General features: G+C 41.8%; 23 protein-coding genes and 1 riboswitch. Of the genes, 11 read left to right on the forward strand and 12 right to left on the reverse strand.

From position 1 onward, the window contains the following. The first annotated feature begins 235 nt into the window (after positions 1–235). Positions 236–1516, forward strand: a complete 1281-nt coding sequence (kynU, locus tag FCL54_RS00965; RefSeq protein WP_138122224.1) for a kynureninase — start codon at positions 236–238, stop codon at positions 1514–1516. A gap of 83 nt (positions 1517–1599) precedes the next feature. Further along, positions 1600–2451: a tryptophan 2,3-dioxygenase gene (kynA, locus tag FCL54_RS00970; protein ID WP_138122226.1), complete on the forward strand. Its 852-nt coding sequence runs from the start codon at positions 1600–1602 to the stop codon at positions 2449–2451. A 148-nt stretch (positions 2452–2599) separates the two neighbouring features. Here the strand turns inward: kynA and FCL54_RS00975 are convergent, their stop codons facing one another. Continuing rightward, on the reverse strand, positions 2600–3385 hold the full coding sequence (locus tag FCL54_RS00975) for a SurA N-terminal domain-containing protein (protein WP_138122228.1): 786 nt from the start codon (positions 3383–3385) through the stop codon (positions 2600–2602). Between the two features lie 517 nt (positions 3386–3902). Beyond that, a complete protein-coding gene (locus FCL54_RS00980) occupies positions 3903–4679 on the reverse strand; it encodes a TerC family protein (RefSeq protein WP_138122230.1) in 777 nt (258 codons plus the stop codon). A 222-nt stretch (positions 4680–4901) separates the two neighbouring features. Here FCL54_RS00980 and FCL54_RS00985 point away from each other — a divergent pair, with 222 nt between their 5' ends. From FCL54_RS00985 to FCL54_RS00995, 3 genes are all read left to right on the forward strand, one after another. Then, a complete protein-coding gene (locus FCL54_RS00985; RefSeq protein ID WP_138122232.1) occupies positions 4902–5189 on the forward strand; it encodes a GNAT family N-acetyltransferase in 288 nt (95 codons plus the stop codon). A 109-nt stretch (positions 5190–5298) separates the two neighbouring features. Then, positions 5299–5577, forward strand: coding sequence for a YrhK family protein (locus FCL54_RS00990; RefSeq protein WP_138122235.1), 279 nt, complete (start codon positions 5299–5301; stop codon positions 5575–5577). A gap of 207 nt (positions 5578–5784) precedes the next feature. Continuing rightward, complete coding sequence (locus FCL54_RS00995) at positions 5785–6441, forward strand: SIMPL domain-containing protein (RefSeq protein WP_138122238.1); 657 nt, start codon at positions 5785–5787, stop codon at positions 6439–6441. A gap of 34 nt (positions 6442–6475) precedes the next feature. Here FCL54_RS00995 and FCL54_RS01000 read toward each other — a convergent pair whose 3' ends face one another. Further along, on the reverse strand, positions 6476–6913 hold the full coding sequence (locus FCL54_RS01000; protein ID WP_138122241.1) for an RrF2 family transcriptional regulator: 438 nt from the start codon (positions 6911–6913) through the stop codon (positions 6476–6478). Positions 6914–7107: 194 nt separating this feature from the next. Here FCL54_RS01000 and hmpA point away from each other — a divergent pair, with 194 nt between their 5' ends. From hmpA to FCL54_RS01015, 3 genes are all read left to right on the forward strand, one after another. Continuing rightward, complete coding sequence (hmpA, locus tag FCL54_RS01005; RefSeq protein WP_138122244.1) at positions 7108–8337, forward strand: NO-inducible flavohemoprotein; 1230 nt, start codon at positions 7108–7110, stop codon at positions 8335–8337. A gap of 107 nt (positions 8338–8444) precedes the next feature. Beyond that, positions 8445–8774 carry a hypothetical protein gene (locus FCL54_RS01010; RefSeq protein ID WP_138122246.1) on the forward strand — a complete coding sequence of 110 codons (330 nt, stop codon included), beginning with the start codon at positions 8445–8447 and terminating at the stop codon, positions 8772–8774. A gap of 65 nt (positions 8775–8839) precedes the next feature. Further along, on the forward strand, positions 8840–9745 hold the full coding sequence (locus FCL54_RS01015) for an acetamidase/formamidase family protein (RefSeq protein ID WP_425467080.1): 906 nt from the start codon (positions 8840–8842) through the stop codon (positions 9743–9745). Between the two features lie 255 nt (positions 9746–10000). Here the strand turns inward: FCL54_RS01015 and FCL54_RS01020 are convergent, their stop codons facing one another. Then, the gene (locus FCL54_RS01020) at positions 10001–11542 is read right to left on the reverse strand and encodes a BCCT family transporter (protein WP_138122249.1); all 1542 of its coding nucleotides are present in this window, start codon (positions 11540–11542) and stop codon (positions 10001–10003) included. 140 nt (positions 11543–11682) lie between these two features. Between FCL54_RS01020 and FCL54_RS01025 the strand changes: the two genes are divergently transcribed. After that, the gene (locus tag FCL54_RS01025; protein WP_138122251.1) at positions 11683–12177 is read left to right on the forward strand and encodes a GNAT family N-acetyltransferase; all 495 of its coding nucleotides are present in this window, start codon (positions 11683–11685) and stop codon (positions 12175–12177) included. A gap of 87 nt (positions 12178–12264) precedes the next feature. On the opposite strand, the gene ade is transcribed toward FCL54_RS01025, so the two are convergent. From ade to FCL54_RS01065, 8 genes are read right to left on the reverse strand one after another with little or no spacing between them, the layout of a single operon-like run. Further along, the gene (gene ade / locus FCL54_RS01030) at positions 12265–14013 is read right to left on the reverse strand and encodes an adenine deaminase (protein ID WP_138122254.1); all 1749 of its coding nucleotides are present in this window, start codon (positions 14011–14013) and stop codon (positions 12265–12267) included. Positions 14014–14065: 52 nt separating this feature from the next. After that, positions 14066–15433, reverse strand: a complete 1368-nt coding sequence (locus tag FCL54_RS01035; RefSeq protein ID WP_138122257.1) for an NCS2 family permease — start codon at positions 15431–15433, stop codon at positions 14066–14068. Between the two features lie 38 nt (positions 15434–15471). Further along, positions 15472–15789: an XdhC family protein gene (locus FCL54_RS01040; protein WP_138122259.1), complete on the reverse strand. Its 318-nt coding sequence runs from the start codon at positions 15787–15789 to the stop codon at positions 15472–15474. Beyond that, the gene (locus FCL54_RS01045; protein ID WP_138122262.1) at positions 15786–16598 is read right to left on the reverse strand and encodes an XdhC family protein; all 813 of its coding nucleotides are present in this window, start codon (positions 16596–16598) and stop codon (positions 15786–15788) included. Before FCL54_RS01045 ends, FCL54_RS01040 begins: the two co-directional genes overlap by 4 nt. Before the next feature lie 8 nt (positions 16599–16606). Then, complete coding sequence (locus FCL54_RS01050) at positions 16607–18937, reverse strand: xanthine dehydrogenase family protein molybdopterin-binding subunit (RefSeq protein WP_138122265.1); 2331 nt, start codon at positions 18935–18937, stop codon at positions 16607–16609. Continuing rightward, positions 18927–19811 carry an FAD binding domain-containing protein gene (locus FCL54_RS01055; RefSeq protein WP_138122268.1) on the reverse strand — a complete coding sequence of 295 codons (885 nt, stop codon included), beginning with the start codon at positions 19809–19811 and terminating at the stop codon, positions 18927–18929. The genes FCL54_RS01050 and FCL54_RS01055 overlap by 11 nt, the downstream gene beginning before the upstream one ends. Positions 19812–19822: 11 nt before the next feature. After that, on the reverse strand, positions 19823–20413 hold the full coding sequence (locus tag FCL54_RS01060) for a nucleotidyltransferase family protein (protein WP_138122271.1): 591 nt from the start codon (positions 20411–20413) through the stop codon (positions 19823–19825). Beyond that, on the reverse strand, positions 20410–20904 hold the full coding sequence (locus tag FCL54_RS01065) for a (2Fe-2S)-binding protein (RefSeq protein WP_138122274.1): 495 nt from the start codon (positions 20902–20904) through the stop codon (positions 20410–20412). The genes FCL54_RS01060 and FCL54_RS01065 overlap by 4 nt, the downstream gene beginning before the upstream one ends. Positions 20905–21213: 309 nt before the next feature. Beyond that, positions 21214–21312: riboswitch (purine riboswitch) on the reverse strand. A 172-nt stretch (positions 21313–21484) separates the two neighbouring features. On the opposite strand from FCL54_RS01065, the gene FCL54_RS01070 reads away from it, so the two are divergent. Then, on the forward strand, positions 21485–21841 hold the full coding sequence (locus FCL54_RS01070; protein ID WP_138122277.1) for a Na-translocating system protein MpsC family protein: 357 nt from the start codon (positions 21485–21487) through the stop codon (positions 21839–21841). 255 nt (positions 21842–22096) lie between these two features. Then, positions 22097–23428, forward strand: a complete 1332-nt coding sequence (locus FCL54_RS01075; RefSeq protein WP_138122280.1) for a nucleobase:cation symporter-2 family protein — start codon at positions 22097–22099, stop codon at positions 23426–23428. Positions 23429–23469 lie beyond the last annotated feature (41 nt).

Below are 23469 nucleotides of genomic sequence, written 5' to 3' on the forward strand. Positions count from 1 at the left end.
ATGGGTTTTGCTTTTTTCTATACTTCTCCCATTCATAAGGAAGCAGTAACTCGAAGCTGTTCTTCTCATTATTAATAAAGACAGCCCAAACAATCTAGCTGGATGAAAGAAAAAATAGATTCAAAATTAACTTCGTGTGAGATTCTTAAATCTTTTTACCAAATGATATAATATGCGTGATAGAGTTTTGAGCAGAAGTTTTAATATATAAATTGGTATTACGGGAGGTTATATGATGTCTGGCCAGAAATTTACACTTGATCATGCAAAACAACTCGACAATAAGGACGAGCTCGCAAGTTTTCGAGAAGAGTTTTATATAAAGGAAGACGGTGTTTATCTAGACGGAAATTCCCTTGGACTTCTCTCCAAAAGAGCAGAAAAATCTTTGCTTGAGCTTCTTGATTCATGGAAGAGCTATGGGATCGATGGTTGGCTGGAAGGTAAGCATCCGTGGTTCTACCTTTCAGAGGCCCTTGGGAAAATGAGTGCTCCTCTTGTGGGGGCAGAACCTGATGAAGTAATTGTAACCGGTTCCACGACGGCTAACCTTCATCAGCTTGTTTCGACGTTTTATAAACCTGAAGGAAAGAGAACGAAAATTTTAGCAGATGAAATTACGTTCCCGACTGACATTTATGCTTTGAAAAGCCAGATTGAGTTAAAAGGCTATGACCCGGAGGAACACCTGATCCGCGTGAAAAGTACAGACGGCCACCTGTTGGCCGAAGAAGACATTATCGCGGCTATGACAGATGAGGTATCGGTTGTTGTATTATCCGGCATACTTTACAGAAGCGGCCAGGTACTGGATATGGAGCGATTAACGAAGGAAGCATACAACCGAAATATTATCATCGGGTTTGACCTGTGCCACTCCATCGGTTCTATTCCCCATGAATTGAGCAATTGGGGTGCTGACTTTGCATTCTGGTGCAATTATAAGCATTTAAACGGAGGACCGGGTGCGGTCGGAGGGCTTTATGTCAACAAACGGCATTTTGGAAAAACGCCCGGTCTTACCGGATGGTTTGGTTCCAGAAAAGATAAGCAGTTTGATATGGAACATACTTTGATCCCTGCAGATGATGCTGGAGCTTATCAGATGGGTACACCGCATATCTTTAGTTTAGCACCTCTGCTCGGCTCGCTTGAAATGTTTAATGAGGCAGGTATGGATAGAATCAGAAAAAAATCGATGCAGCTAACAGGTTATATGATGGATCTTATCGCTCATGAACTTGATGGATATGATTTTGTCGTCCGTAATCCAATAGAAGATGAAAAGCGGGGAGGCCATCTGTTCTTGGAACATCCTGAGGCAGCACGTATCTGTAAAGCATTGAAGGCTCATCACATCATTCCCGATTTTCGCTCGCCAAACGGAATACGGCTTGCACCTGTCGCGCTTTACAATACGTTTGAAGAGGTATGGCGAACGGTACAAAAGCTTAAGAAAATTATGGACGATGAAGAATATAAGCAATTTGAAAATAAGCGCGGGGTAGTAGCTTAATATAGTTTTTAGCACGTAAGAACGGATGAACGCATCGAAACGTAACAAAAATTAATCGAAGTGCAAAGAGGGGGAGGCTGACTATGACAGAAAAAAATGAAAGCAAACAAGATGGTGTAAACGAAAAAGGAATTCATACCGATTTTTCCAACAATATGACTTACGGGGAATATTTGCAGCTGGATAAATTGTTGAATAGCCAGGACAGGCTCTCGGGACATCATGACGAGATGCTCTTCATTATCATTCACCAGGTGAGTGAACTATGGATGAAACTAATTTTGCATGAAACGAATTCCGCGATCCAATCCATTGAAGATGATGACCTTCAAACAGCGTTTAAAATGCTCGCGCGTGTTTCAAAAATCCAGTCTCAGATCATCCATGCATGGGATGTGTTGTCTACATTAACACCTGCTGAATATATGGAATTCCGGGATTATTTAGGGCAGGCGTCAGGGTTCCAGTCCTATCAGTATAGGATGATCGAGTTTGCGTTAGGCTATAAAACGCCTCATGTATTAAAAATCTATAAAAAAGACGCGGAACTGCATAAAAAGCTGGAAGAAGCATACAATGCACCCGGCCTGTACGATGTTGCGATCAAAGCTCTTTCAAAAGCAGGGCTCCAAATTAATGAAGATGTGCTGAACAGAGATTATTCTAAACCGTATAAAGCAGATGAATCGGTAAAAGAAGCCTGGATGGCTGTTTACAAGAACGTTGATAAGTATTGGGAATTGTATCAGCTTGCAGAGAAGCTCGTTGACATTGAAGATTGGCTGCAACAGTGGCGTTTCCGTCATATGAAAACAGTTGAAAGAATTATCGGATTTAAGATGGGTACCGGGGGTTCATCTGGAGTAGGCTATTTGAAAAAAGTTCTCGATCATCGCTTCTTCCCTGAATTATGGGATATTCGTACAGAACTTTGATAAGAAATAGGACAGGTTATTAAGGGGTTATGAATCAAAAAAAGAAGTGTCAAATCAATACGATTTGGCACTCCTTTTGATGTGTTATTTTTCAGTTTTGTACTCGAAATAAGAACCCGTTTATCCCCGGGAGGAAGAGTCAACTCTTTTATATCTTTATTTCAATATCTGCATCTTTTTTAAGTTCATCTACTTTTGTCTGCAGTTTTTCTTGTTGTTGCTCACTTTCTAGCTGTTGCTTTATCTTTTCTTTTACTTCTTCATACGGTGGTATCTCTTGCTGGTTGGACTGTGAGCTTGACTGGGCCTTAATCTGTTCATAGTATTCTTTCATTTCTTTTTCTGACACGTCATCTGTCTTAATTTCCTTATCCACATATGTCTCGATCATAAGGGATTGGGAAATCTGTTGTTTAAGATCTTCTTTCGTGAGATTATTCTTTTCTAATGCTTTGTTAAAAGCATCTTCACCACCATATTGTTCTTTTAAATCGTTTATTTGTTTCTCGACTTTATCAGAAGAAGCTTCATATCCTTTCGAGTTAGCTTCCTGAAGTAGCAACTCCTGGCCTACAAGTGTATCGAGGACTTGTTTTTTTAACTGGCCTGCAATTTTTTCTGAAGTAGGATCCTGCCCCATTTGGTGATATTGCATTTGATTCTGAGATAGTAGGGAGTTATATTTACTGCCTTTTATCTCTTCTTTATTAACGATGGCAACGGTCTTGTCTTCATCCACTTGCTGTTCTTCCATTTTCTTTTGGATTTCCTTAGCCTGCTTTTGTTGATCTTGTTTATTTCCTTGACTGTCTTGCTGTTCTTGTTTATTTCCCTCTTGATTCCCTTTTGCTCCCTCAGACTCTTCGTTTCCTCCGCAAGCCGCTAAAAGCAGAACGAAACATGCGGTCACTACTAAATATGATAACTTTTTCATTACTTGTATTCTCCTTCCAACGATTCGTTAGTGGCTATTATGGTATAAATCTAAAAAAAATGAAACCCCTATCCAGAAGTATGGGAGAATTCACATATTCCAGAATCGAGATGCAAAACCCAAAAAATCGCTATGATTGATGTTATCGAACAACTGAGCAGTTGATGTAACAGGTTTGAAATAAAATCACACTCTGAGATAAAGGCGATTTAACTCATTTTAGATTTAATGAAACACACACTTCGTATGTTTCCGGATATCTTAAAGTCTTCTATTTTGCCCGAAAAAATAACATCGAAACAAAATGGAACCCCATGCCCTTAGCATGGGGTTCCTACTTAAAAAGGAGGAAAAGGTTGTTCGGGCCTTTTCGATTAAAATCATAGCACGCGATAAAGAAGATAATTTAAAATATGGGACATTTTATAGAATGTTTTAATAATGTAAAACTATATTTTTTAATTTCATTATTAATAGAAAATATCAATAAACAACATTGTTATTTCGGCATAGCAGTTTAGAGTTCATTATTTTTCTGTGTTGAGTTATTCCCCGGTGCAAACCATCCGAATAAAGCAATAGCAACGAGAATGCCGTAGAATGTAAGAGTCCACACTGTACTGTGAGGGAAATCATGGTCAAGTACCCCAACATCATCATGGGCAAGGGTGATGACAGCTAGCTTGACTCCTACCCAGGCTACAATAGCATAAGCCGTTGTTTCTAAAGCAGGGCGTTTTTCAAGCAGTTGCACAAACCAGGTTGCAGCGAATTTGATTAAAATTAATCCTGCGATGCCCCCGAGTACAACGACAATAAACTGTCCACCGTCCATGCCGCCAAAATCTCCGAGCTGGGAATCCGGAAGACCGAGCGCAAGTGCAACAGCTGCGAGAATGGAATCAATTGCGAAAGCAAGATCTGCTAAAGCAATCTTACCAACTGTTGGCCAAAAGCCTTTTCCAGCAGATTCTTCTTCTTCATCTTTGTGAATGTTTTCGTTCTTCTTTCCGAAGCGAGCCTGTATCACATGTTTTAGACCAAGATAAAGAAGATAAGCAGCTCCGATAGCCTGTATTTGCCATACGTTCGCAATAAAAGAAATTGCAAATAAAGCAACAAAACGAAAAGCGAAGGCCATAAAGATTCCGTATGTGATCGCTTTTTTCTTTTCTTCTTCTGGCAAGTGCTTGGCGATAACAGCCAGGACAAGCGCATTATCAGCTGACAACAACCCTTCCAGACCGATCAAAATTAATAACGTCCATCCGTATTCTACCCACATGGATTCCAAAAACAACTCTCCTTTATATAAAGTCCTTTTTATTCGATATCATACCTGCCTACAGTTGAAACTAAACTTTTCAATATAATTCTTCCTTGTTTATCTTTCCACTATCCAATTGTCTAATTCCTTTTTGAAACATACATTTTATGTTCATTGCTTAACGAGGAAACGTGTAATTCCCCAAAAAAATGGGAAGATAAAGTTTAGCACCGATAAAAATAAAAGGAGATGATTCCAATCGCTGAATATAGAGAAGAAGAAAACCGCCTCTTTTTTGAAGAAAACGGCGAGCTTATAGCAGAACTTCATTTTGAAAAAGAAGACGGTAACAGGCTGAACGCTGATCATACGATGGTGGTAGAACAATATCAAGGCCAGGGGTTTGGAGAACAGCTTGTTGAAAAACTCGTAGAATATTCCCGAGAAAAAGAGTTTACGGTCGTTCCAACATGTCCGTTTGTGAAGCAAAAACTCGAGGAGAACAAGCAATATCAAGATGTCCTGCATAATAAATAATTAGTTCCCAAATAGAGGCTCCCTCAATCCATTTTATTGGAAACATTATCCTCGAGCAATATAGAATCAAAGTTTATTAAACAGGGAAGAGGATAGCAGGAGGGAAAATATGAGTAAAAGGAAAGAACGTCCCGATATAGAAATCAATGTAGGGGGACACGAAATAGTTATAACAAAGCGCTATGCACTATTAGCAAATTTAAATGATATTTTAATCGGTCTCTGGTTTCTGATCGGCAGTATTTTGTTTTTATGGAAAACGACTCATCAAATTGGTGTCTATTTCTTCATTGTAGGAAGCGCTCAATTGTTGATCAGGCCGCTGATTCGGATCGTCAGAAACATACACTTAAAAAGGATAAACCCAGACTATGAAAGTTCTTACTAGGAAGGGACTGACATTTATGAGTCAGTTCCTTCTTTGTTATAGAATCTGATTTTCTTGTAATCCGCTATATAGTAATAAAGGTCATATATACCTTCAGTAAATCTCCTTTCCAGATACACAATTTGAATATCTAAAAATAAACTATAATCAAAGCTAGATCGCTAATCAGTTGTTGCTATTAAAGCATCCGGAAAGGCAGGCCTTAACATGCACGAATACTGGGTGAATCCTTCTTATTACAGGGACCAGTCTGTTTCTGATGAAGAAAAAAGGATAGAAGTAAAAGGAGAGGGGTCTGTTCTGGCAGTGCCTGATCGTGCCTCTATAACAGTCGGCGTTATCACAGAGGATGAAAATTTAAGCATCGCACAACAGGAAAACAGCCGGGCAATGTCAAATGTGATCAATGCTTTAATCGGGATAGGAATTCCAAGGGAGAATATCCAAACCAGGGAATATAGAGTAACGATCCTTTATGCTGAAGAGGGGGAGAAAGTAAGGGGATACAGGGTTATAAACCAGGTAGAAGTCGTGATTGACGAAGTTGCTGATACAGGTCTCCTGGTAGACACTGCAGTAAATAATGGTGCGAATTCCGTTTCAAACATTGAATTTACGCTATCAAATCAGGATGACTATTACAACAAAGCGCTTTCAATCGCCGTTAAAAATGGGCAAAAAAAGGCGCGAACGATTGCTAATTCTCTCGGAGTGATCTTGAACCAAATCCCTCTGCAAATAAAAGAGATCTCTCAACCTTCAAGGATAGTTCCGTTCCAGGCAGTCATGGCGGAAGGAGCCCCGATTCAACCCGGCCAGTTAAAAATAACCGCAGCAGTACAGGAAGAATTCAGCTTTCGATAAAGAAAAGCAGGGGCGCCATTTTGCGCTCCTGCTTCTATGAATCCTTCATCATCTCTTTCAATCTATCCTTATTTAAGATCAAGTCTCCAAGCGTGTAGTCATCCAAAACTTCGAGAAACGAATTCAGTGCGTTATTTAAAACACCCCGCAAACGGCAAGCATCGCTTAAAATGCACTTATCGTTTACTTTATCAAAGCACTCAACGACATAAAAGTCCTCTTCTGTTTTTCGGACAACTTCCCCGATATTAATTTCTTCAGGTGGCATCGCAAGCCGAATGCCGCCGTTTCGCCCTCGAACAGTTTCAACATACCCTGATTTCCCTAGATCATAAATGATTTTCATCAAGTGGTTTTTCGAGATGTTATAGATTTCGGATATTGTTTTTATGTTAACGAGCTGGCCTTCCTGCCTGGTGGCAAGATACATTAATACTCGCAATGAATAATCTGTGTAACGTGTTAGTTTCATCCTGGCTACCATCCTTTAAGAGAAGGTATTTATTTAATCCATAATTGAGTTTATCATACTTTGTTCCTAAAAAGAAAAATTGAAACCTGGTTAAAATGTGTCAACTTTTTTAAAGATGTATTTAAAATATTGCTTTAAGTCCCCATGTATGAAAAGATGTATTTGAAATAAATCTTTTGTGGGAGGAATTTAAAATGCTTAGCCAGAAAACAAAGGAAATTGTAAAATCAACAGTGCCGGTATTAGAACAACATGGAACAACAATTACAAAACGATTCTATCAAATGATGTTTAGCAACCATCCTGAACTTTTAAATATATTTAATCATGCAAACCAAAAACAGGGACGCCAGCAGCAGGCGCTCGCTAACACGGTATATGCTGCAGCAAAATACATCGACAATCTTGAAGCGATTGTACCTGTTGTAACCCAGATCGCCCATAAACACCGCAGTCTTGGCATCAAGCCCGAGCATTATCCAATCGTCGGGGAACACTTGCTTTTAGCTATTGAAGATGTGCTTGGGGATGCAGCAACAGACGGAATTTTAGAAGCATGGGGCGAAGCGTACGGAGTCATCGCAGATGTGTTCATCCAGGTAGAAGACAACATGTATAAACAAGCGGAAGACCAACCGGGTGGATGGGAAGGCTTTAAACCGTTTATTCTTGACAAAAAAGTAAGAGAAAGTGATGTCATCACATCGTTTTACTTAAAGCCTGTAGATGGCCAGCCTCTTCCAACCTTTAAACCTGGTCAATACGTTAGTGTGAAGATGAATATTGAAGGAGATCAATTTACTCATATTCGTCAGTACAGCCTTTCTGATGCGCCGGGAAAACAGTACTACCGTCTCAGCGTCAAACGTGAAGAAGGCAATAACACGCCTGATGGCAAAGTATCAACATACTTACATGACTATGTGCAAGAAGGAGATAAACTTGAATTAAGTGTACCTGCGGGAGATTTCTATATCGATCTGGACAGTGACCGACCTGTTGTCCTTCTTGCAGGCGGAGTTGGATTAACACCGCTTATGAGTATGTTTAACACTGTGATTGAACAGCGAACAGACCGTCCGGTAACATTTATACAAGCGGCCCAAAACAGTAAAGTGCATGCGATGAGAGATCATTTTAAGAAGGTTGCGCAAGAAAATGAACAAGTGAATTATTATGTCGCATATGACAATCCAACAGAGGAAGACCGAGCGAACCAGCATTTTGATAAAGAAGGATATATCGACCTTAACTGGCTTAAAGAGGTACTTGAAACGAAGGATGCAGACTTCTATTTCTGCGGTCCGGTTCCATTTATGAAAGGTGTCCTGAAAGCTCTTAAAGAATGGGAAGTACCGGAAGAAAGAATCCATTTTGAATTCTTTGGCCCAGCGATGGATTTAGAAAAAGAATTAGTTAATTAAAATTAAGAGAAGGGGAGCTTCCCTCTTCTCTTTTTTTATGGACTCAATGGTTTTTCTTTTGCCTTCACGGGAAAAATATAGAAAAGAGATTTGAAAGGAGTGATAGAGTGGATGAAAATACATTTAAAGTGACGAAAGAAATCGAAAAGCTTAATGACCAATACACGAACCTTGCCCAGCAAGAAGCAAGTGAGAAAACAGACGATGCCTACAGTAAGATTTCGGAAGACCTTACAAGGCTTCGCTCCATGCTTCTTCAGACCGATGAATATTCTTCAGGGCATGAAGTGAACAGAGAGACAACGATGGCTACCCTCAGCGGCGACCTTCCTTCTTACCAAAAGGTGACCGTTATATATGAATATGACAATGGTAAGGCACTGGTGGAAGATACGGATGGGATAAAACATCTGGTTGACCAGGAAAGCTTAAAATAAATCGTTCTAAATAAAATGAAAAATCTGGTAGAATAGACACAACCGACCAAAAAGGGGGAAACGTTGTGTCTATTTTAATTAAAGCAAAGAAGCCTTTTTATTCGTTTGACCGCAATCTAGAGCCCGTGGAAAAGGTACGGTCTGGAGCCGAACTTGAAATCGAAACCTATGATTGTTTTGAAAATCAGATTCAATCAGAAGATACAGAAATTAACAAAATAAACTGGGATCGTATCAATCCAGCTACAGGACCTGTCTATGTAGAGGAAGCAAAGCCTGGCGATATTTTAGCAGTACATATTAATAATATTGAACTTGCCAACCAGGGCGTGATGACAACTGGACCAGAGCTTGGAGTAATGGGTCATCGCGTTGAAGAATTTACAGTAAAAATGATACCGCTTAAAGACAATAAAGCAGTTTTTAATGACAGGCTGAAACTTCCTCTTAACCCTATGATCGGGGTTATTGGCGTTGCACCTGAAGAGGACCCTGTTTCATGCGGTACCCCGGACAGGCATGGCGGGAATTTAGACACCACATTTATTACAGAAGGAGCAACGGTTTATTTTCCTGTTTTTGCAGAAGGAGCGTTATTTGGACTTGGGGATATGCACGCGGCGATGGGAGATGGAGAGATCGGCGTTTCTGGAATCGAGATTCCCGGAAAGGTTTCTTTGAAGCTTGAAGTGATCAAAGGAAAAACGATCAAACATCCAATGGTAGCAAATGAAGAAGGCCTTGCTATCCTGGTCTCTGCAGAAACGCTTGATGAAGCAACGAAAACGGCTGTAGAAGAGATGATCGATTTGCTTCTTCCACATACAGATCTGTCACTTGCTGAATTAACAATGCTGATGAGCGCGATCGGCCAGACCCAAATCAGCCAGGTTGTCGATCCAAAATTAACAGCGAGATTTTTTGTTCCTAAATATTTTCTTGATGAATACAATATAGATATTTTTTCTTAATGAACATGAAAGAATGATAACCAAAATGAAGTGTTTATCCTTTTTTATTGCGGTTTCTTTTGTAAAAAGACTTAAAGGGGCATAAGGTATAAGACTCCCAGTCTATCAAGACATCAACAGTCAGCTTTCTGATCTTATACCTGGAAGGTTCACCGGCCACCTGCGGAAAACGAGCAAACTGGAGCGGAAATCAACCACTCCCTTAACAACAAATTTTATAAAAAGTCAAAAAGAAGGGTAAGCAAATCAAGATGCTTATCCTTCTTTACTTTTTTGATCTTTCAAGTCATTTTTTAAAGCTATTGTAATCGATACGCTCATCGCAATAATCACAACTGCAAACGGCAATGCGCTTGCAATAGCTGCAGACTGAAGTGCTTCTAATCCTCCGCTCAATAACAGGATAGCTGCGATACCCGATATCAAACTTCCCCAGATTATCTTTACTAGTTTCTTTGGATGAAGGGTCCCTTTAGAAGAAAAAACACTTAAGATATAGGTGGCAGAATCAGCGGATGTAACGAAAAAGATTGAAATAAGCAAAAGGCCCAAAAAGCTTAATATAGTTCCGAACGGCAATTGTTCAAGGGTTGCAAACAATGCTGTTTCAACATGTTTTTTAGCCTGTGCTGCGATTTCAATATGATCGTATATCTGCATGTGTAGTGCTGTTCCGCCGAAAACAACGAACCAGATTGCTCCCAGTAAAGAAGGAACCAGGAGGACTCCCAGCACAAATTGCTGGATGGTTCGCCCTTTTGAAACCCGGGCGATGAAGGCTCCGACAAATGGACCCCAGGCTAATCCCCAGGCCCAAAAGAACATCGTCCACTTCCCTCTCCAGTCTTCATTGTCATATGGGCTAAATGAAAGGCTTAACTGTAAATAATCGCCAAGATATTGTCCTGTTGCAGTAATGAAGTTCTTTAGAAGAAAGACGGTTGGCCCTGTAATAAGAACGAATAATAACATAAATCCTGCGATTCCCAGGTTAGTCATACTCAAATAGCGGATTCCTTTGTTTACTCCAGATAAAGCTGATATCATAAACAAAACAGTTACTACCGCTATGACAACAAGTTGGGTGACCGGAGTGTTAGGAAGTCCGAACACCTCGTTTAATCCGCCGCTTACCTGCATTGAGCTGAGACCGAAAGTTGTTGAAACGCCAATAATTGTAGCAAGTGTCGCTACAATGTTTATCCCCTTTCCGATTGGTCCTTTCACTTTTTCTCCGAGCAAAGGTTCGAACGCCGAACTTAATAAAGAAGGACTTTTCTTTCTGAACCCAAAGTATGCTAACGTGAGGCCGATTATCGTATAGACTGCCCATGGTTGCAACCCCCAGTGAAAGACACTGTAGGTTAACGCCGATTCAGCTGCCTCTTGTGTCCTGGCCTTGATTCCAGGGGCAGGATTAACATAATGTAATATTGGCTCCGCAACACCATAAAACACCAGGCCGACACCCATGCCTGCAGCAAATAGCATTCCTAGCCAGGAAAAGTAGGAGTATGCCGGTTTGCTGTCAGGCTCTCCAAGTTTAATATGCCGGTATGGGCCAAAAGCAAGGAAGAGGGCAAAACCAACAAGAAGAGTGTCGACTAGCATATAGAACCAACCGAACGTATGATTAATCCAATTTAACGTTGTCTTCATCGTTAGAGATAAGTTATCCGGAAAAACGAGACCCCACAAAACAAGGAGTAGTGCTAAACTGACAGTGGCATAGAAAACCAGGCCAAGCTTTTTATCTGAAGAAGAGATAATACCACTTCTTTCTGTTAAAGTTTTCATATAAAACTAGTAGCACAAAAGACAAGGAGCAAAACTGGATTATATTACTAGTTTCAAAGTTCGAAGTTGAAAGAGGATAATCCGTACTGCCGTTGAAGGTAACAACAACGAGTCCAATCCATATTTTTAGGAGTGAAAAAATGGTAAAAGTAACACCCAGAATATCGGTTAGACCTTCAAAGTCTGAGGATGCACCACAGTTATTAGCACTAGACCACCTTGCCTGGAACCATTTTACGGCTCCATCTGAGACCAAATGGACATCCCCGGAAGAATACCTGGAAAAAAGTCCGCCCGGAACCCAATTGGTCGCAGCAGTGGAAAAAACAGTATTCGGTTATGTAAGTGTTAGAAACCCGACTCCGCTTAAAAGTAATTCACATGTTGGAGAACTAACTATCGCTGTTCACCCATCCTATCAAGGACTGGGTGTTGGCAAGGCTTTAATGGAAGAAGTTGAAAAGAGAGCCTATGAAGAAGGGAAATCCAAGCTGTCATTACGAGTGCTTGCAACTAACCCTTTTGCGGCAGCTTTTTATAAGTCGCTTGGTTATGAAGAACAGGGAAGACTCGAGAATGAGTTTTATATAGATGGAGAGTATGTTGATGACTTGCTGATGTATAAATTTTTATAAGAGAATCAGGTTTGTATATAGGAAGGAATGGCTTCTCCTTCTACATCACGTAATAAAGCGGAGCCTGCAATAGTTGCAGGCTCCGCTTTATGTTTGAAAATATTCTACTGCGATATGCTGAAATGTTTTGACATTAAATAATCCGATGTCTGTCAATTTTAGTTCGGGAATTACCGGAAGTGCTAAAAAAGAAAGGGTTAAAAATGGATTGAATTCATGTGAGCAGCCGATTTCGGCCAGTGCTTTGTTCAGTTCTTTTAATCTTGCATAAATCAGATGTGAATCCATATCTGACATCAATCCCGCGATTGGTAGCGACAGGGCAGCAAGCGTTTCACCCTCCAAGACGACTGCAAGTCCGCCCTTCATCTGAGACGTTACTCTTATAGCGGTCAACAGATCTTCATCGCACGTTCCTGCTGCAACAATATTGTGGGAGTCATGTGCGACAGTGGAGGCGATAGCACCTTTTTTTAATCCCAGTCCCTTTATGATTCCCAGTCCAATATTCCCGGTGCTTTTGTGCCTTTCAAGCACTGCAAGTTTTAAATGGTCTTTTTCTGTACAGCTTGTAAAAAGTCCATCCATTACTGTTACTTTTTCAATCAGGTGTTTCGTAACAATACTGTTTGGAATAATGCCGATTATGTTAGCTTCGGTTTTATTATCAAGCCTTATTTGCAAATCCTTGACGGAGATTTGCTTGGCTTTTATACTATCTAAAATTGGAGCGGAAGGTATAAGAGACTGTTCGGAAGGAGAAACCATTTTTGAATTCTTTGCAACTAGAACGCCTGACTTATATACGCTTTCTATCGTGACATTTTCTAAGTCGCTTATCAATAAAAAATCAGCTTCATAACCCGGTGCAATCGCTCCTTTATTTTTGAAACCAAAGCATTCCGCCGCATTCAGGGTAGCGATTTGTACAGCAAGAAGAGGGTCTATTCCTTCCTTGATCGCCATCCTAATATTATGGTCGATGCTTCCTTCTTCGATTAAATCATCAAGATGTTTGTCGTCCGTTACAAACAAACAGCGCCGTGCGTTTTCCCTGTTGATCGCTTTTAATAATGCCTTCAAATCCCTGGCTGCAGACCCTTCTCTTAACATCACATGCATACCTTTTCGTAATCGATCAAGTGCTTCTTCAGCATTGACACATTCATGATCTGTGCGAATACCGGCTGCCATGTAAACGTTAATGCCGTCTGAGTTGACCCCGGCGGCATGTCCGTCAATACACTTACTTTTGACAATCGCGGACGATAGTTTTGCAAGCATATTTTCGTGATTATGAAAAACAGCAGGAAAGTCCATAACTTCTCCAAGTCCTATAACTCTGGGAAGTAAATACAGAGGTTCCAAATGTTCAAATTCCAGCTTCGCTCCCGCATTTTCAAAAGGCGTCGCAGGAACACAGGATGGGAGCATAAAAAACACATCAAGAGGAATATTGTTCGATGAATCGATCATAAACTTGATTCCTTCTATGCCGCAAACGTTGCCGATCTCATGCGGATCGGCAACCACAGTTGTCACTCCGTGCGGTATTACTACGTTAGAAAACTCAGAAGGCGTAACCATTGCTGATTCAATATGAACATGACCGTCGATGAACCCTGGGGTTAAATATTTTCCTTCTGCATCAACGGTCATGATACCTTCATAATTCCCGATTCCTGCAATATAGCCATCCACAACAGCAACGTCTTCCTCTATAATCTCAAGCGTGAAAACGTTTACGATTTTACTATTTTTAATAACAAGATCTGCCGGGGTCCTTTTTGCTGCAACATCAATTCTTCTCTTAAGTTTTTCCTTCGTATGCTCCAATAAAAAGCCCCCTTTGTAAATGGAGTTGTTAAAAAGGCCTCGAATGGCACGATTAATGACCGCCCATGATAAAGTTGATAATGAACGCTACACTTACGAAATACATGATCCAGTGGATTTGGTCCCTTTTCCCGGTAAGCAGCTTTAACAGGGTATAGGAAATAAATCCGAATGCAAGCCCCTGGGCAATACTGAAGGTTAAAGGCATCAAGACAATCGTTAAAAAGACAGGAATAACATCGGTATAATCATCAAAGCTAATATGTTTGATTTCACTAAGCATTAAAGCACCGACAAGAATTAAGATTGGAGCGGTAGCAACAGAAGGTATGAAATAAATTAGTGGAGCGAAAATGAGTGTCAGGAAAAACAATATGCCGACTGTTAACGCTGTTAGGCCAGTCCTCCCGCCTTCAGAGATACCCGTAGCATTTTCAACATAAGCGTTAAGTGCCGTGCTTCCGAATGAAGCACTTGCCATCGTTCCTACCGCGTCTGCCTGAAGGGCTCTGTCCAGGTTTTGGATTTTACCATTTTCATCAGTAAGGCCAGCTTTTCTTGATAAACCGATCAATGTAGCAAGGTTGTCGAACAATTCAACGATTGTGAAAGAGAAAATAACGGAGACGATCCCATATCCGACTGCCCCCATAATATCCATGGCGAAAAATGTTTCTGACATGCTTGGAAGGGAAAAGGAAACGACATCGCTCAGCGCTTTTGGAAAAGCGATAAACCCAACGATCATGGAAAGGATACTCGTGCCAAGAATACTTATTAAAAGAGCCCCTTTAACGCGCTTTGCCATCAAGAAAGCCGCAGTGATCAATCCGAATATTGCCAGGAGGGGACCAGCGCTCGTGAGATTTCCGAGTCCTACAAACGTCGCTTCATTTGCGACGACCAGTTCAGCGTTTTTTAATCCGATAAAGGCGATGAAAAGACCGATTCCGACACCTATAGCAGACTTTAAAACGTCCGGTACACCGTCAACAATTTTTTGCCGGACACCTGTGAGGGTTAAAATTAAAAATACAACACCGGAGATAAAAACTGCCCCTAACCCTGTCTGCCAGCTTAATCCCTGTCCTAATACAACCGTATAGGCAAAGAATGCGTTCAGTCCCATTCCGGGGGCTACGGCAACCGGGAAATTTGCCCAGAGGGCCATCAGTAACGTACAGAACACACTCGCATAAATGGTTGCTGCAAGGGCCGCCTCTCTAGGAATGCCTGCATCTGAAAGAATGATAGGGTTAACAAATACAATGTAGCTCATTGTCATAAAAGAGGTGATTCCGGCCAAAAGTTCGGTTTTTACAGTTGTTTGCCGCTCTGTTAACTTAAATAATTTCTCTAATATTTTCGGATTATTGGAGGAAGGGAGTCCAGGCTGCAGGTCTTTTTCGATCATTGACATCAAAGATCACTCCTAACATAGTTTTGTAAAACTGGCTTTTAGGAAAGCGGTTCAATAAAAACATCCATAATTCCGCCGCAAATCCCGCCGTCTTCGTAAAACAATCCCCTGGTTAAATCAACTGTTTGCTTTTCAGGCTTGTTTGTTTGAATTACCTTAAAAGCTGTTTCAATGACTTCTGCTTCTCCACATCCTCCGCCGATCGTCCCTTCGATTTTTCCGCAGGGAAAAATAATCATCCTGCTTCCTGTTTTCCGTGGGGTTGAACCTCGCGTCTTGATTATTGTTGCCAGAGCGGCTTTTTCACCCCCTTTCTTAATTTCTGTTGCCCTTTTAATGAGGTCGATTTGCTTCATTTAACTGCCCCCTCATGAAAGCCCATCTTTGCGTAACGACGTATTTTGCTGCTTAAGGAATTCCCTGATGCTCCATTCTTTATTTTTAAAATCTCTGCCATGATGCTAACAGCGATCTCAGAAGGTGTTTCAGCCCCGATATCAAGGCCAACAGGTGTATAAATATGATCAAAAGTTTCATCAGGAAATTCTTGTTTTACCTGTTCAAAAACACCGGATATTCTCCTCCTGCTTCCGATCATTCCGATATAAGCTGCTTTTTCCTTACGGCGGAGCAATTCCTGCAGGCTGAGAACATCGTATTTATGGCCTCTTGTAAGAAGAAGGATATAGGTGTGATCGGTTAAAGGAACGTCCCTGAAATAATGCATGAAAGATTCACAGATGACTTCATCAGCAATAGGGAACCGTTCCAGGTTTGCATAGTCAGGACGGTCATCGATAACTGTCACATAGAATCCCAGCATCTTTCCTATCGAGGCAACTGGCTCACCCACATGGCCTGCACCAGCTACGATTAAATGGACAGGGGCAGGAAAATACTCAGCAAAGCACTCGACCTGATTGCCTTTCCAGGAGAATTGAAATACTCCGGAACGCTTTTTCTTAAGTAAGGGTTGAGAGTACAAATTTATTGACTCCATAAGGGAAAGGGGAATCTCGCCTTCATCGAAAGCAGATTTTGAAGGCCATAACAGAATTTTTTTACCAATAAGGCGGTGCTCCAGACACTCCGTTATCGTTACTAACACTGTTTCCTGGCGAAGCTGAAGGGATTGAGACAATTTTTTATACATAGTTTGGCTCATCATTATTATCACCTCGCAGGCTGGGCTTCCTGTTCTTTTAATTGTTTGATAGCATTATAGATTCGTTCCGGTGTTGCCGGCAGATGCTTGATTCTTGCTCCTGTCGCATCATAAATAGCGGACATAATGGCTGCGATAATCGGAATCATCACCACTTCCCCGATTCCTTTTGCACCAAAAGGCCCTGATTCTTCCGCTTCTTCTACAGGAAATGTTTCAATAATCGGCGTTTCCCGGATCGTAGGGATGATATAGTCAGTGAAGTTGCGGGTCTTATGATAACCCCCTTCGATCAACACGTCTTCAAACAAGGTATAGCCGATTCCCATCACGGCACCGCCTTCGGTCTGTCCCTCAAGCCCCTGTGGATTGATAACTTTTCCGGCATCAGGAATGGAAACTACGCGAAGGACATCCGTTTCACCAGTTAATGTGTCCACCTCAACCATGACAACATGAGTCAGGTAACCATAAAGGTGGTGAGGTGCTCCACCTGAGCCTTTAATTTCTTCTTTTTCTTTCGGTAGCATGAAATGCCCTTCTACTTTTGTTTTCCGGCGGTGTTCATATAAGTAGTCGAATAGCCTTTTATAGCTAATTGTTTCTCCTGCGGCAACAATCCTGTTTGGCAACCATTCGATTTTCTCCATGACAACGCCTGTCATTTCGGCAGCTGTTTCTGTCAGAAGGCTGACCATATTCGGTGCGGCTGTAGCTACTGCTCTTCCGCCTGTATAAGTCGAACGGGATGCTGTGACAGTACCGCCATCGAGCGTTTGGGAAGTGTCCCCCTGGACAACCACAATGTTGCTTATATCGCACTTTAGCATTTCTGCTGCCACCTGTGCATACACCGTACTGTTTCCGCCCCCGATTTCTTCGCAGCCAACCGCAACCTTAAATTTTCCTTCTGGCAAAAGTTCAATTGAAGCAGCACCATAATCCGGTAGTCCGATTCCCATCCCGATTCCATGGAAAGAAGTGGCGAGGGAAACCCCCCGTTTTTTCCAGGGCTCACTGGCTTCTGCTTTATATTTTTCCCGGTTTTTCCACAAGTCGCAGTTTTCAGCAACTTCAAGCGTTTTGTGAGTTCCGACACTTGATTTGACCACATGTCCCATGCTTGAAACTTCACCCTGGTGATAAACGTTCTTTTTCCGTATCTCGACTGGGTCGATGCCGAGTTTTTCTGCGATCATATCCATATGGGTTTCGATGGCCATGCAAACCTGATTTACGCCAAAGCCTCTGAACGCTCCAGCGATGCCGTTGTTCGTATAAACGCAAAAGCCTTCCAGATCAACGTTCGGTATTTTATACGGACCGCAGGAATGCTCGATCGCAAGTGCGATTACAGCTCCGCCAAGTGATGCATAAGCACCGGTATCTCCGACAGCTCTTACTCGATTGGCAAGCAGTGTTCCATCTTTTTTTACAGCGGTCTTCATTTGAACTTTAAATGGGTGCCTTTTCATACCGGCGACAACGGATTCTTCACGGCTATAATGAATCTTTACTGGTCGACCGTTCGTATGCATCGCAAGGAGAGCGAGATATATTTGTACGGTGATTTCATCTTTTCCACCGAAAGCTCCGCCAATAGGACTAGAAATCACGCGGATCCGCTCGGGATTATAAGCAAGCGCCCGGGCAATTTGCATACGGTCCCGATAGGCATACTGTCCCGGGCACTTGATTGTTATGAACCCTTCCTCGTCCATTTTCCCCCAGCCGCCCTCAGTCTCAATAAAAGCATGCATTTGCCGGGGAGAGTAAAAAGTGTTTTCAATAATAAGGTCAGCTTCCTGAAAAGCGTCTTCGACATTGCCGTTTTTAATTTTCACATGGCTGTGGATGTTCCCGTCAGGATGAAGCTGAGGTGATGTTTTCCCCATTGCTTTCTCTGGATCGGAAACGACTTCAAGCAATTCATATTCCACATCGACAAGGCCCAGAGCTTGCTCGGCAATTTCGGAAGTTTCTGCTGCTACGAGTGCTACGGCATCACCGGTACAACGAACAACATCCGAGCATAAGACAGGCTGGTCAGGAACGACGATTCCAAATCCATTAAAGCCTGGTATATCTTTATGGGTAAGCACAGCAATCACACCGGGAAGGCTTTTTGCTTTCTCGACATGGATCTCCTTAATCCTTGCGTGAGGATACTTTGCTCGAAGAACCTTGCCCCAGACCATGTCTTCATATTGATAATCTGTCATATATTTCAATTCGCCTGTTACTTTTTCTGGGCCATCGATCCTTCTTACCCTTTTTCCAACCCAGGTGAAAGGGGTATTGCCACCATTGCCTTTTTCGTTTTTTGCTTCAGCTTTCATAACTTTCCCACCTCCTCATCAACCGGTACAACCCCCGGTGTAAAAGTGCGCTTGCCATGTCCCGTCGATAGGAAGCGGAAGCTCTGACATCCGTAATCGGCATTACTTCTTTCCAGGCAACTTTAGAGATATTTTCTATCATGTCATCTGTTATGGGAGCGATTTTTAACATTGACTCGCATTTTTTTGCACGAATGATAGTTGGAGCTACTGCCCCAAAAGCAATTTTTCCGCCAAGGCATTGCCTGTTGTTCTCACCCATGATTAAGTTAACGGCCACATTAACGATGGAGATAGATTGTGCTTTTCTTGGCCCAAGCTTCTGGAAAATACCGATTTCATTTTTCTCCTGTGGCTGGATGATTATATTGGTGATCATTTCATTTTGCCTTAACACGGTTTTTCCGGGCCCTATGAAGAATTCCTCAATCGGAACAAGCCTTTTGTTATTACATGAACGTATTTCCAGAACAGCTCCGAGTACAAATAGGGCGGGAATCGTGTCGCCCGCAGGTGACGCGGTTCCGATATTGCCTCCGATGGTTCCCATGTTTTGCATCTGGGTAGCCCCGACTTCTCTTGCTGCTTCTACAAGCACATCTGCTTGCGTTTGAAGGAGCTGAGAACGAATAATGTCACTATGTGTCGTCAAAGGGCCGATGTGTATAGCCCCGTCTTTCTTGACTATATAACGAAGTTCGTTCAAGCCTTTCACGTTGATCCAAACGTTGGGACGCCATTTCCCATCTTTCATTCTCACAACAGCATCCGTTCCTCCGGCAAGTAACCGGTGCTGGATGCCTTCCCTGGAAAGAATGGTAAGGCATTCATCCAGGTCGAGAGGGGAGATCACATCGATTTCACTGACAAGCATGTACCTACCTCCTAACTTTGCTTTTGAACCGCACTCTCGTAATCTTCCGGTGTGTTTAAATTTAGGCCAATTAACGGACAGTTGACTGGTACCTCCAGCACTCTTTTTCTGTGTTTTTGAAGAATACGACGCAATCCCTGTGTTTCTTCTCTAATAGAAAGCAAGTCTTTCATAACAGCGCTAGAAAAAAGAACAGGATGACCTCTTTTCCCTTTATAAACAGGCACGAGGACAGGCGGCCGATACTTCTTCATGGAATCGGCCATTTTGTTCAGGACATCAACTTCAACTGGTTGATCAACAGACACGATAAAAAGGGCATCCGCATTGTCTTTTACAGCGTGAACACCTTTAAGGATAGAAGAGCATTTGCCAGTCTGATAGTTTTCGTTGACAACGATTGTGACCGGATGGCTTTTGGAAATTTTTAAAAACGAATCAGCATTCCTGCCGAGCACAACAACAACTTCGGAAAGCGATGTCTGCTTAAGGGTAACCAGCTGGTGCTCAAACAATGTTTTGCCTTTCCAGGGGAGCAAGCCTTTCATTTTTCCCATTCGGTTGGAATTTCCCGCTGCTAATAGGACGGCAGAAAACTTCATCTTAAAGATAACTTTCCTTTGTTTTCTAACTGGTGCTTTGCTGCAGTTTCGACGGCGCGAATAATTTTAGCGTAGCCCGTGCAACGGCAAAGATTCCCTCCGAGCGCTGTTTTAATTTCAGAAACGGAAGGAATATGCTCGATGCTGTTAAGAAATGCTCTCGAGGAAACGATCAGTCCAGGTGTACAATATCCGCACTGGGTAGCTCCCTCACTGACAAAAGCCTCCTGGACAATATCCATGTTCGCAGTGAGTCCTACCCCTTCACAGGTTGTGATATCCATTCCTTCTGCCTGCCCTGCAAGAACGAGGCAAGAACAGATAACTTCCTTATCAACAAGAATGGAACAGGAACCGCACTCGCCTTTTCCGCAGCATTCTTTACTGGCAGTAAGGTTTAAATCTTCCCGCAAAACATCAAGCAATGTTTTTGAAGGGTGGCAGTTGACCTCACGAGGCGAGCCGTTAACAGTAAAGCGAATTGGTTTCATTTTTTACCTCCTTGAATACGGCTCTTAACCGGAATAAAGAGACGCAAAGTAAGTCGAAAAGAAATAAAATGTTGGATTCTGTCATCGTTTGTTGAAGGCATTTACATGAAGATAAATGTGTAAGAAAATAGTTTGTAAGACAAACAAAGCGATTCTCTTTAAGCGATCCAGGATGATGGTTTCCCGGAGCAAAAAAGAGTCTGATCGAATGCAAATTCATGGATTAGTATAGGCTTTAAAATAATTTAATGCGCCTTTTTACCTAAATAGACTTTTGCATAAAAAAATCCTCTACAAAAAGGTCCCAGGACACTCAAAGAGCCTTTTCGTAGATAGGAATTTACGGTTCCTGGTAGAGACCCTCAAACCAATTATTGAGGTTATACGAAAGGAAAAAATATTATTTAACTTTTGAATCAGGAGGGAAAACAGATGGCCGATTTGCCATCGAGAAAGATAAGGGGGGAATTGATTTGTAGTGTAATCGGTGTTTAAAGATTTTGTCAAGTCCAAAAATTCAGAAAATATATTGACGGATGCCGAAGTCTTGTTTTATCATATTACCTAACAGGAGGAAAAAATGGCTACAATCGCTACTCAATTCCAACAAACCCTGAAGAAGAACCTTGCACAGTTGTATAATCGAGTAAACCAGGAGATTTATGGTGTAGGAGTAAAGAAGCAGCGGATCGAGTTTATCGAAAACAAAGCGTTGATCTTTGCTCAACATAAAAGGGTGCAAGCGTTGCAGATGCTAAGCCATCATTTTCATTCTCTCACTATTTCGGTTGATTCAGCATTAATTGTTGAATTCAAGTCGATGCTAAAAGAGCAGATTGAAGAAACACTCCAGCTTAACGTAAAGACAATTTTAAAGGATTATGACCCAATCACTGAAGATGCATGTACCATTATCTATTTTGAAGATAAATTTTAAACGAATCGACAGTCCGGGACCTGAGGGAGTTGTGCAATGCCGCAACTGCATCAGGCTCAAAAAATGAGGGCGGTTACGTTTGCTTTTGTTAAACGAAAGCGATATGAAACCGCAGTAATAGGCCATCTCTAATCTGAGATGTCTTCTATTGCTGCGGTTTTTTTATATTCCATCACACATGAGGAGGTGAGGCTTTTCTTTCTGTCTATCGTCATGTAAGAGCTTGTCAAAGAAAGAATCCAGGAGGGGAATTCTTTGGAAAAGCTAAACTCGTGGAAGATAGGGACTCTGGGGTTTCAGCATGTTTTAGCAATGTATGCAGGTGCTGTGATCGTGCCGTTGATTGTCGGCCCGGCAATCGGAATGAACGCTCAACAGCTCGCATACTTAGTATCGATTGATCTATTCACTTGCGGGATAGCAACTCTTTTGCAGGTTATCGGGGGGAAACACTTTGGGATTAAACTGCCTGTCATATTGGGTTGTACCTTTACCGCAGTTGGGCCGATGATCGCTATCGGAAATTTGCAGGGTATCACAGCAATTTATGGTGCGATAATCGCTTCGGGAATAATTGTTATGATCCTTTCTCAATTTATGAGTAAGATCTTACGCTTTTTCCCACCTGTTGTTACAGGTTCTGTTGTAGCCATCATCGGAGTATCTTTAATACCTGTGGCAATGAACAATGCTGCAGGAGGGCAGGGATCGCCTGATTTTGGAAGTCTTCAAAATCTGTTTTTAGCTGTATTTACGCTTGCGCTCATCATCTTTATGAACCGTTTCTTCACAGGGTACATGAGAGCGATATCTGTTTTGTTTTCTTTGATCCTCGGAACTGCTGTTGCTTACTTTATGGGAATGGTCAGTTTTGAAGAAGTATTAAACGCATCATGGTTTCATTTGGTCCAGCCTTTTTACTTTGGTTTCCCTACGTTTAACTTTTCAGCTATTCTTACGATGACACTGGTTGCCATCGTAAGCATGATTGAATCAACAGGGGTGTTCCTGGCTCTTGGAGATGTTTGTGAACGGGATCTAAAATCAAACGATATTAAAAAAGGTTTAAGAGCAGAAGGACTTGCTGTAATAATTGGCGGTATATTTAATTCATTTCCATACACTTCTTTTTCGCAAAATGTGGGCCTTGTTGCACTAACAAAAGTGAAAACAAGAAACGTTGTGATTTCTGCGGGTGTAATCTTAATGATTCTTGGGCTATTGCCTAAGGTCGCTGCACTCACAACCATTATTCCGATGGCTGTCCTGGGTGGAGCAATGATCCCGATGTTTGGCATGGTCATTTCCTCAGGAATCAGGATGCTGTCAGTTGTTGATTTTTCAAGGAATGAAAATCTTCTGATCGTTGCCTGTTCCATCGGAATTGGGCTTGGTGCAGCTGTTGTCCCGGCTGTCTTTGCCAATCTCCCAACAAGTTTGCGTTTACTTGTGGAAAACGGAATTGTAATCGGAAGCTTAACAGCTATTTTTCTAAATCTAGTATTTAATTTTAAAGAATTAAGTGTTAATAAGGATGATCGAATGGAAAGGCTGAAGGGCGATCATTCTGCTGAAGCAATCGGTTAAATTATAGCCCTTGTTAATCGGCCCGCCTGATATAAAGGAAA

Source organism: Exobacillus caeni (genome assembly GCF_005747095.1).
GTDB lineage: Bacteria > Bacillota > Bacilli > Bacillales > Guptibacillaceae > Exobacillus > Exobacillus caeni.

Excerpts from the sequence above, each read along its gene's own strand:
- FCL54_RS00985 (WP_138122232.1), top strand. The coding sequence starts at position 4,902 with ATGATTCCAATCGCTGAATATAGAGAAGAAGAAAACCGCCTCTTTTTT.
- FCL54_RS00990 (WP_138122235.1), top strand. The coding sequence starts at position 5,299 with ATGAGTAAAAGGAAAGAACGTCCCGATATAGAAATCAATGTAGGGGGA.
- FCL54_RS00995 (WP_138122238.1), top strand. The coding sequence starts at position 5,785 with ATGCACGAATACTGGGTGAATCCTTCTTATTACAGGGACCAGTCTGTT.
- FCL54_RS01050 (WP_138122265.1), bottom strand. The coding sequence starts at position 18,937 with ATGAAAGCTGAAGCAAAAAACGAAAAAGGCAATGGTGGCAATACCCCT.
- FCL54_RS01040 (WP_138122259.1), bottom strand. The coding sequence starts at position 15,789 with ATGAAGCAAATCGACCTCATTAAAAGGGCAACAGAAATTAAGAAAGGG.
- FCL54_RS01000 (WP_138122241.1), bottom strand. The coding sequence starts at position 6,913 with ATGAAACTAACACGTTACACAGATTATTCATTGCGAGTATTAATGTAT.
- FCL54_RS01065 (WP_138122274.1), bottom strand. The coding sequence starts at position 20,904 with ATGAAACCAATTCGCTTTACTGTTAACGGCTCGCCTCGTGAGGTCAAC.
- FCL54_RS01045 (WP_138122262.1), bottom strand. The coding sequence starts at position 16,598 with ATGAGCCAAACTATGTATAAAAAATTGTCTCAATCCCTTCAGCTTCGC.
- FCL54_RS01035 (WP_138122257.1), bottom strand. The coding sequence starts at position 15,433 with ATGTCAATGATCGAAAAAGACCTGCAGCCTGGACTCCCTTCCTCCAAT.
- hmpA (WP_138122244.1), top strand. The coding sequence starts at position 7,108 with ATGCTTAGCCAGAAAACAAAGGAAATTGTAAAATCAACAGTGCCGGTA.
- FCL54_RS00975 (WP_138122228.1), bottom strand. The coding sequence starts at position 3,385 with ATGAAAAAGTTATCATATTTAGTAGTGACCGCATGTTTCGTTCTGCTT.
- FCL54_RS01020 (WP_138122249.1), bottom strand. The coding sequence starts at position 11,542 with ATGAAAACTTTAACAGAAAGAAGTGGTATTATCTCTTCTTCAGATAAA.
- FCL54_RS01070 (WP_138122277.1), top strand. The coding sequence starts at position 21,485 with ATGGCTACAATCGCTACTCAATTCCAACAAACCCTGAAGAAGAACCTT.
- FCL54_RS01055 (WP_138122268.1), bottom strand. The coding sequence starts at position 19,811 with ATGCTTGTCAGTGAAATCGATGTGATCTCCCCTCTCGACCTGGATGAA.
- kynA (WP_138122226.1), top strand. The coding sequence starts at position 1,600 with ATGACAGAAAAAAATGAAAGCAAACAAGATGGTGTAAACGAAAAAGGA.
- kynU (WP_138122224.1), top strand. The coding sequence starts at position 236 with ATGTCTGGCCAGAAATTTACACTTGATCATGCAAAACAACTCGACAAT.
- FCL54_RS01060 (WP_138122271.1), bottom strand. The coding sequence starts at position 20,413 with ATGAAGTTTTCTGCCGTCCTATTAGCAGCGGGAAATTCCAACCGAATG.
- FCL54_RS01025 (WP_138122251.1), top strand. The coding sequence starts at position 11,683 with ATGGTAAAAGTAACACCCAGAATATCGGTTAGACCTTCAAAGTCTGAG.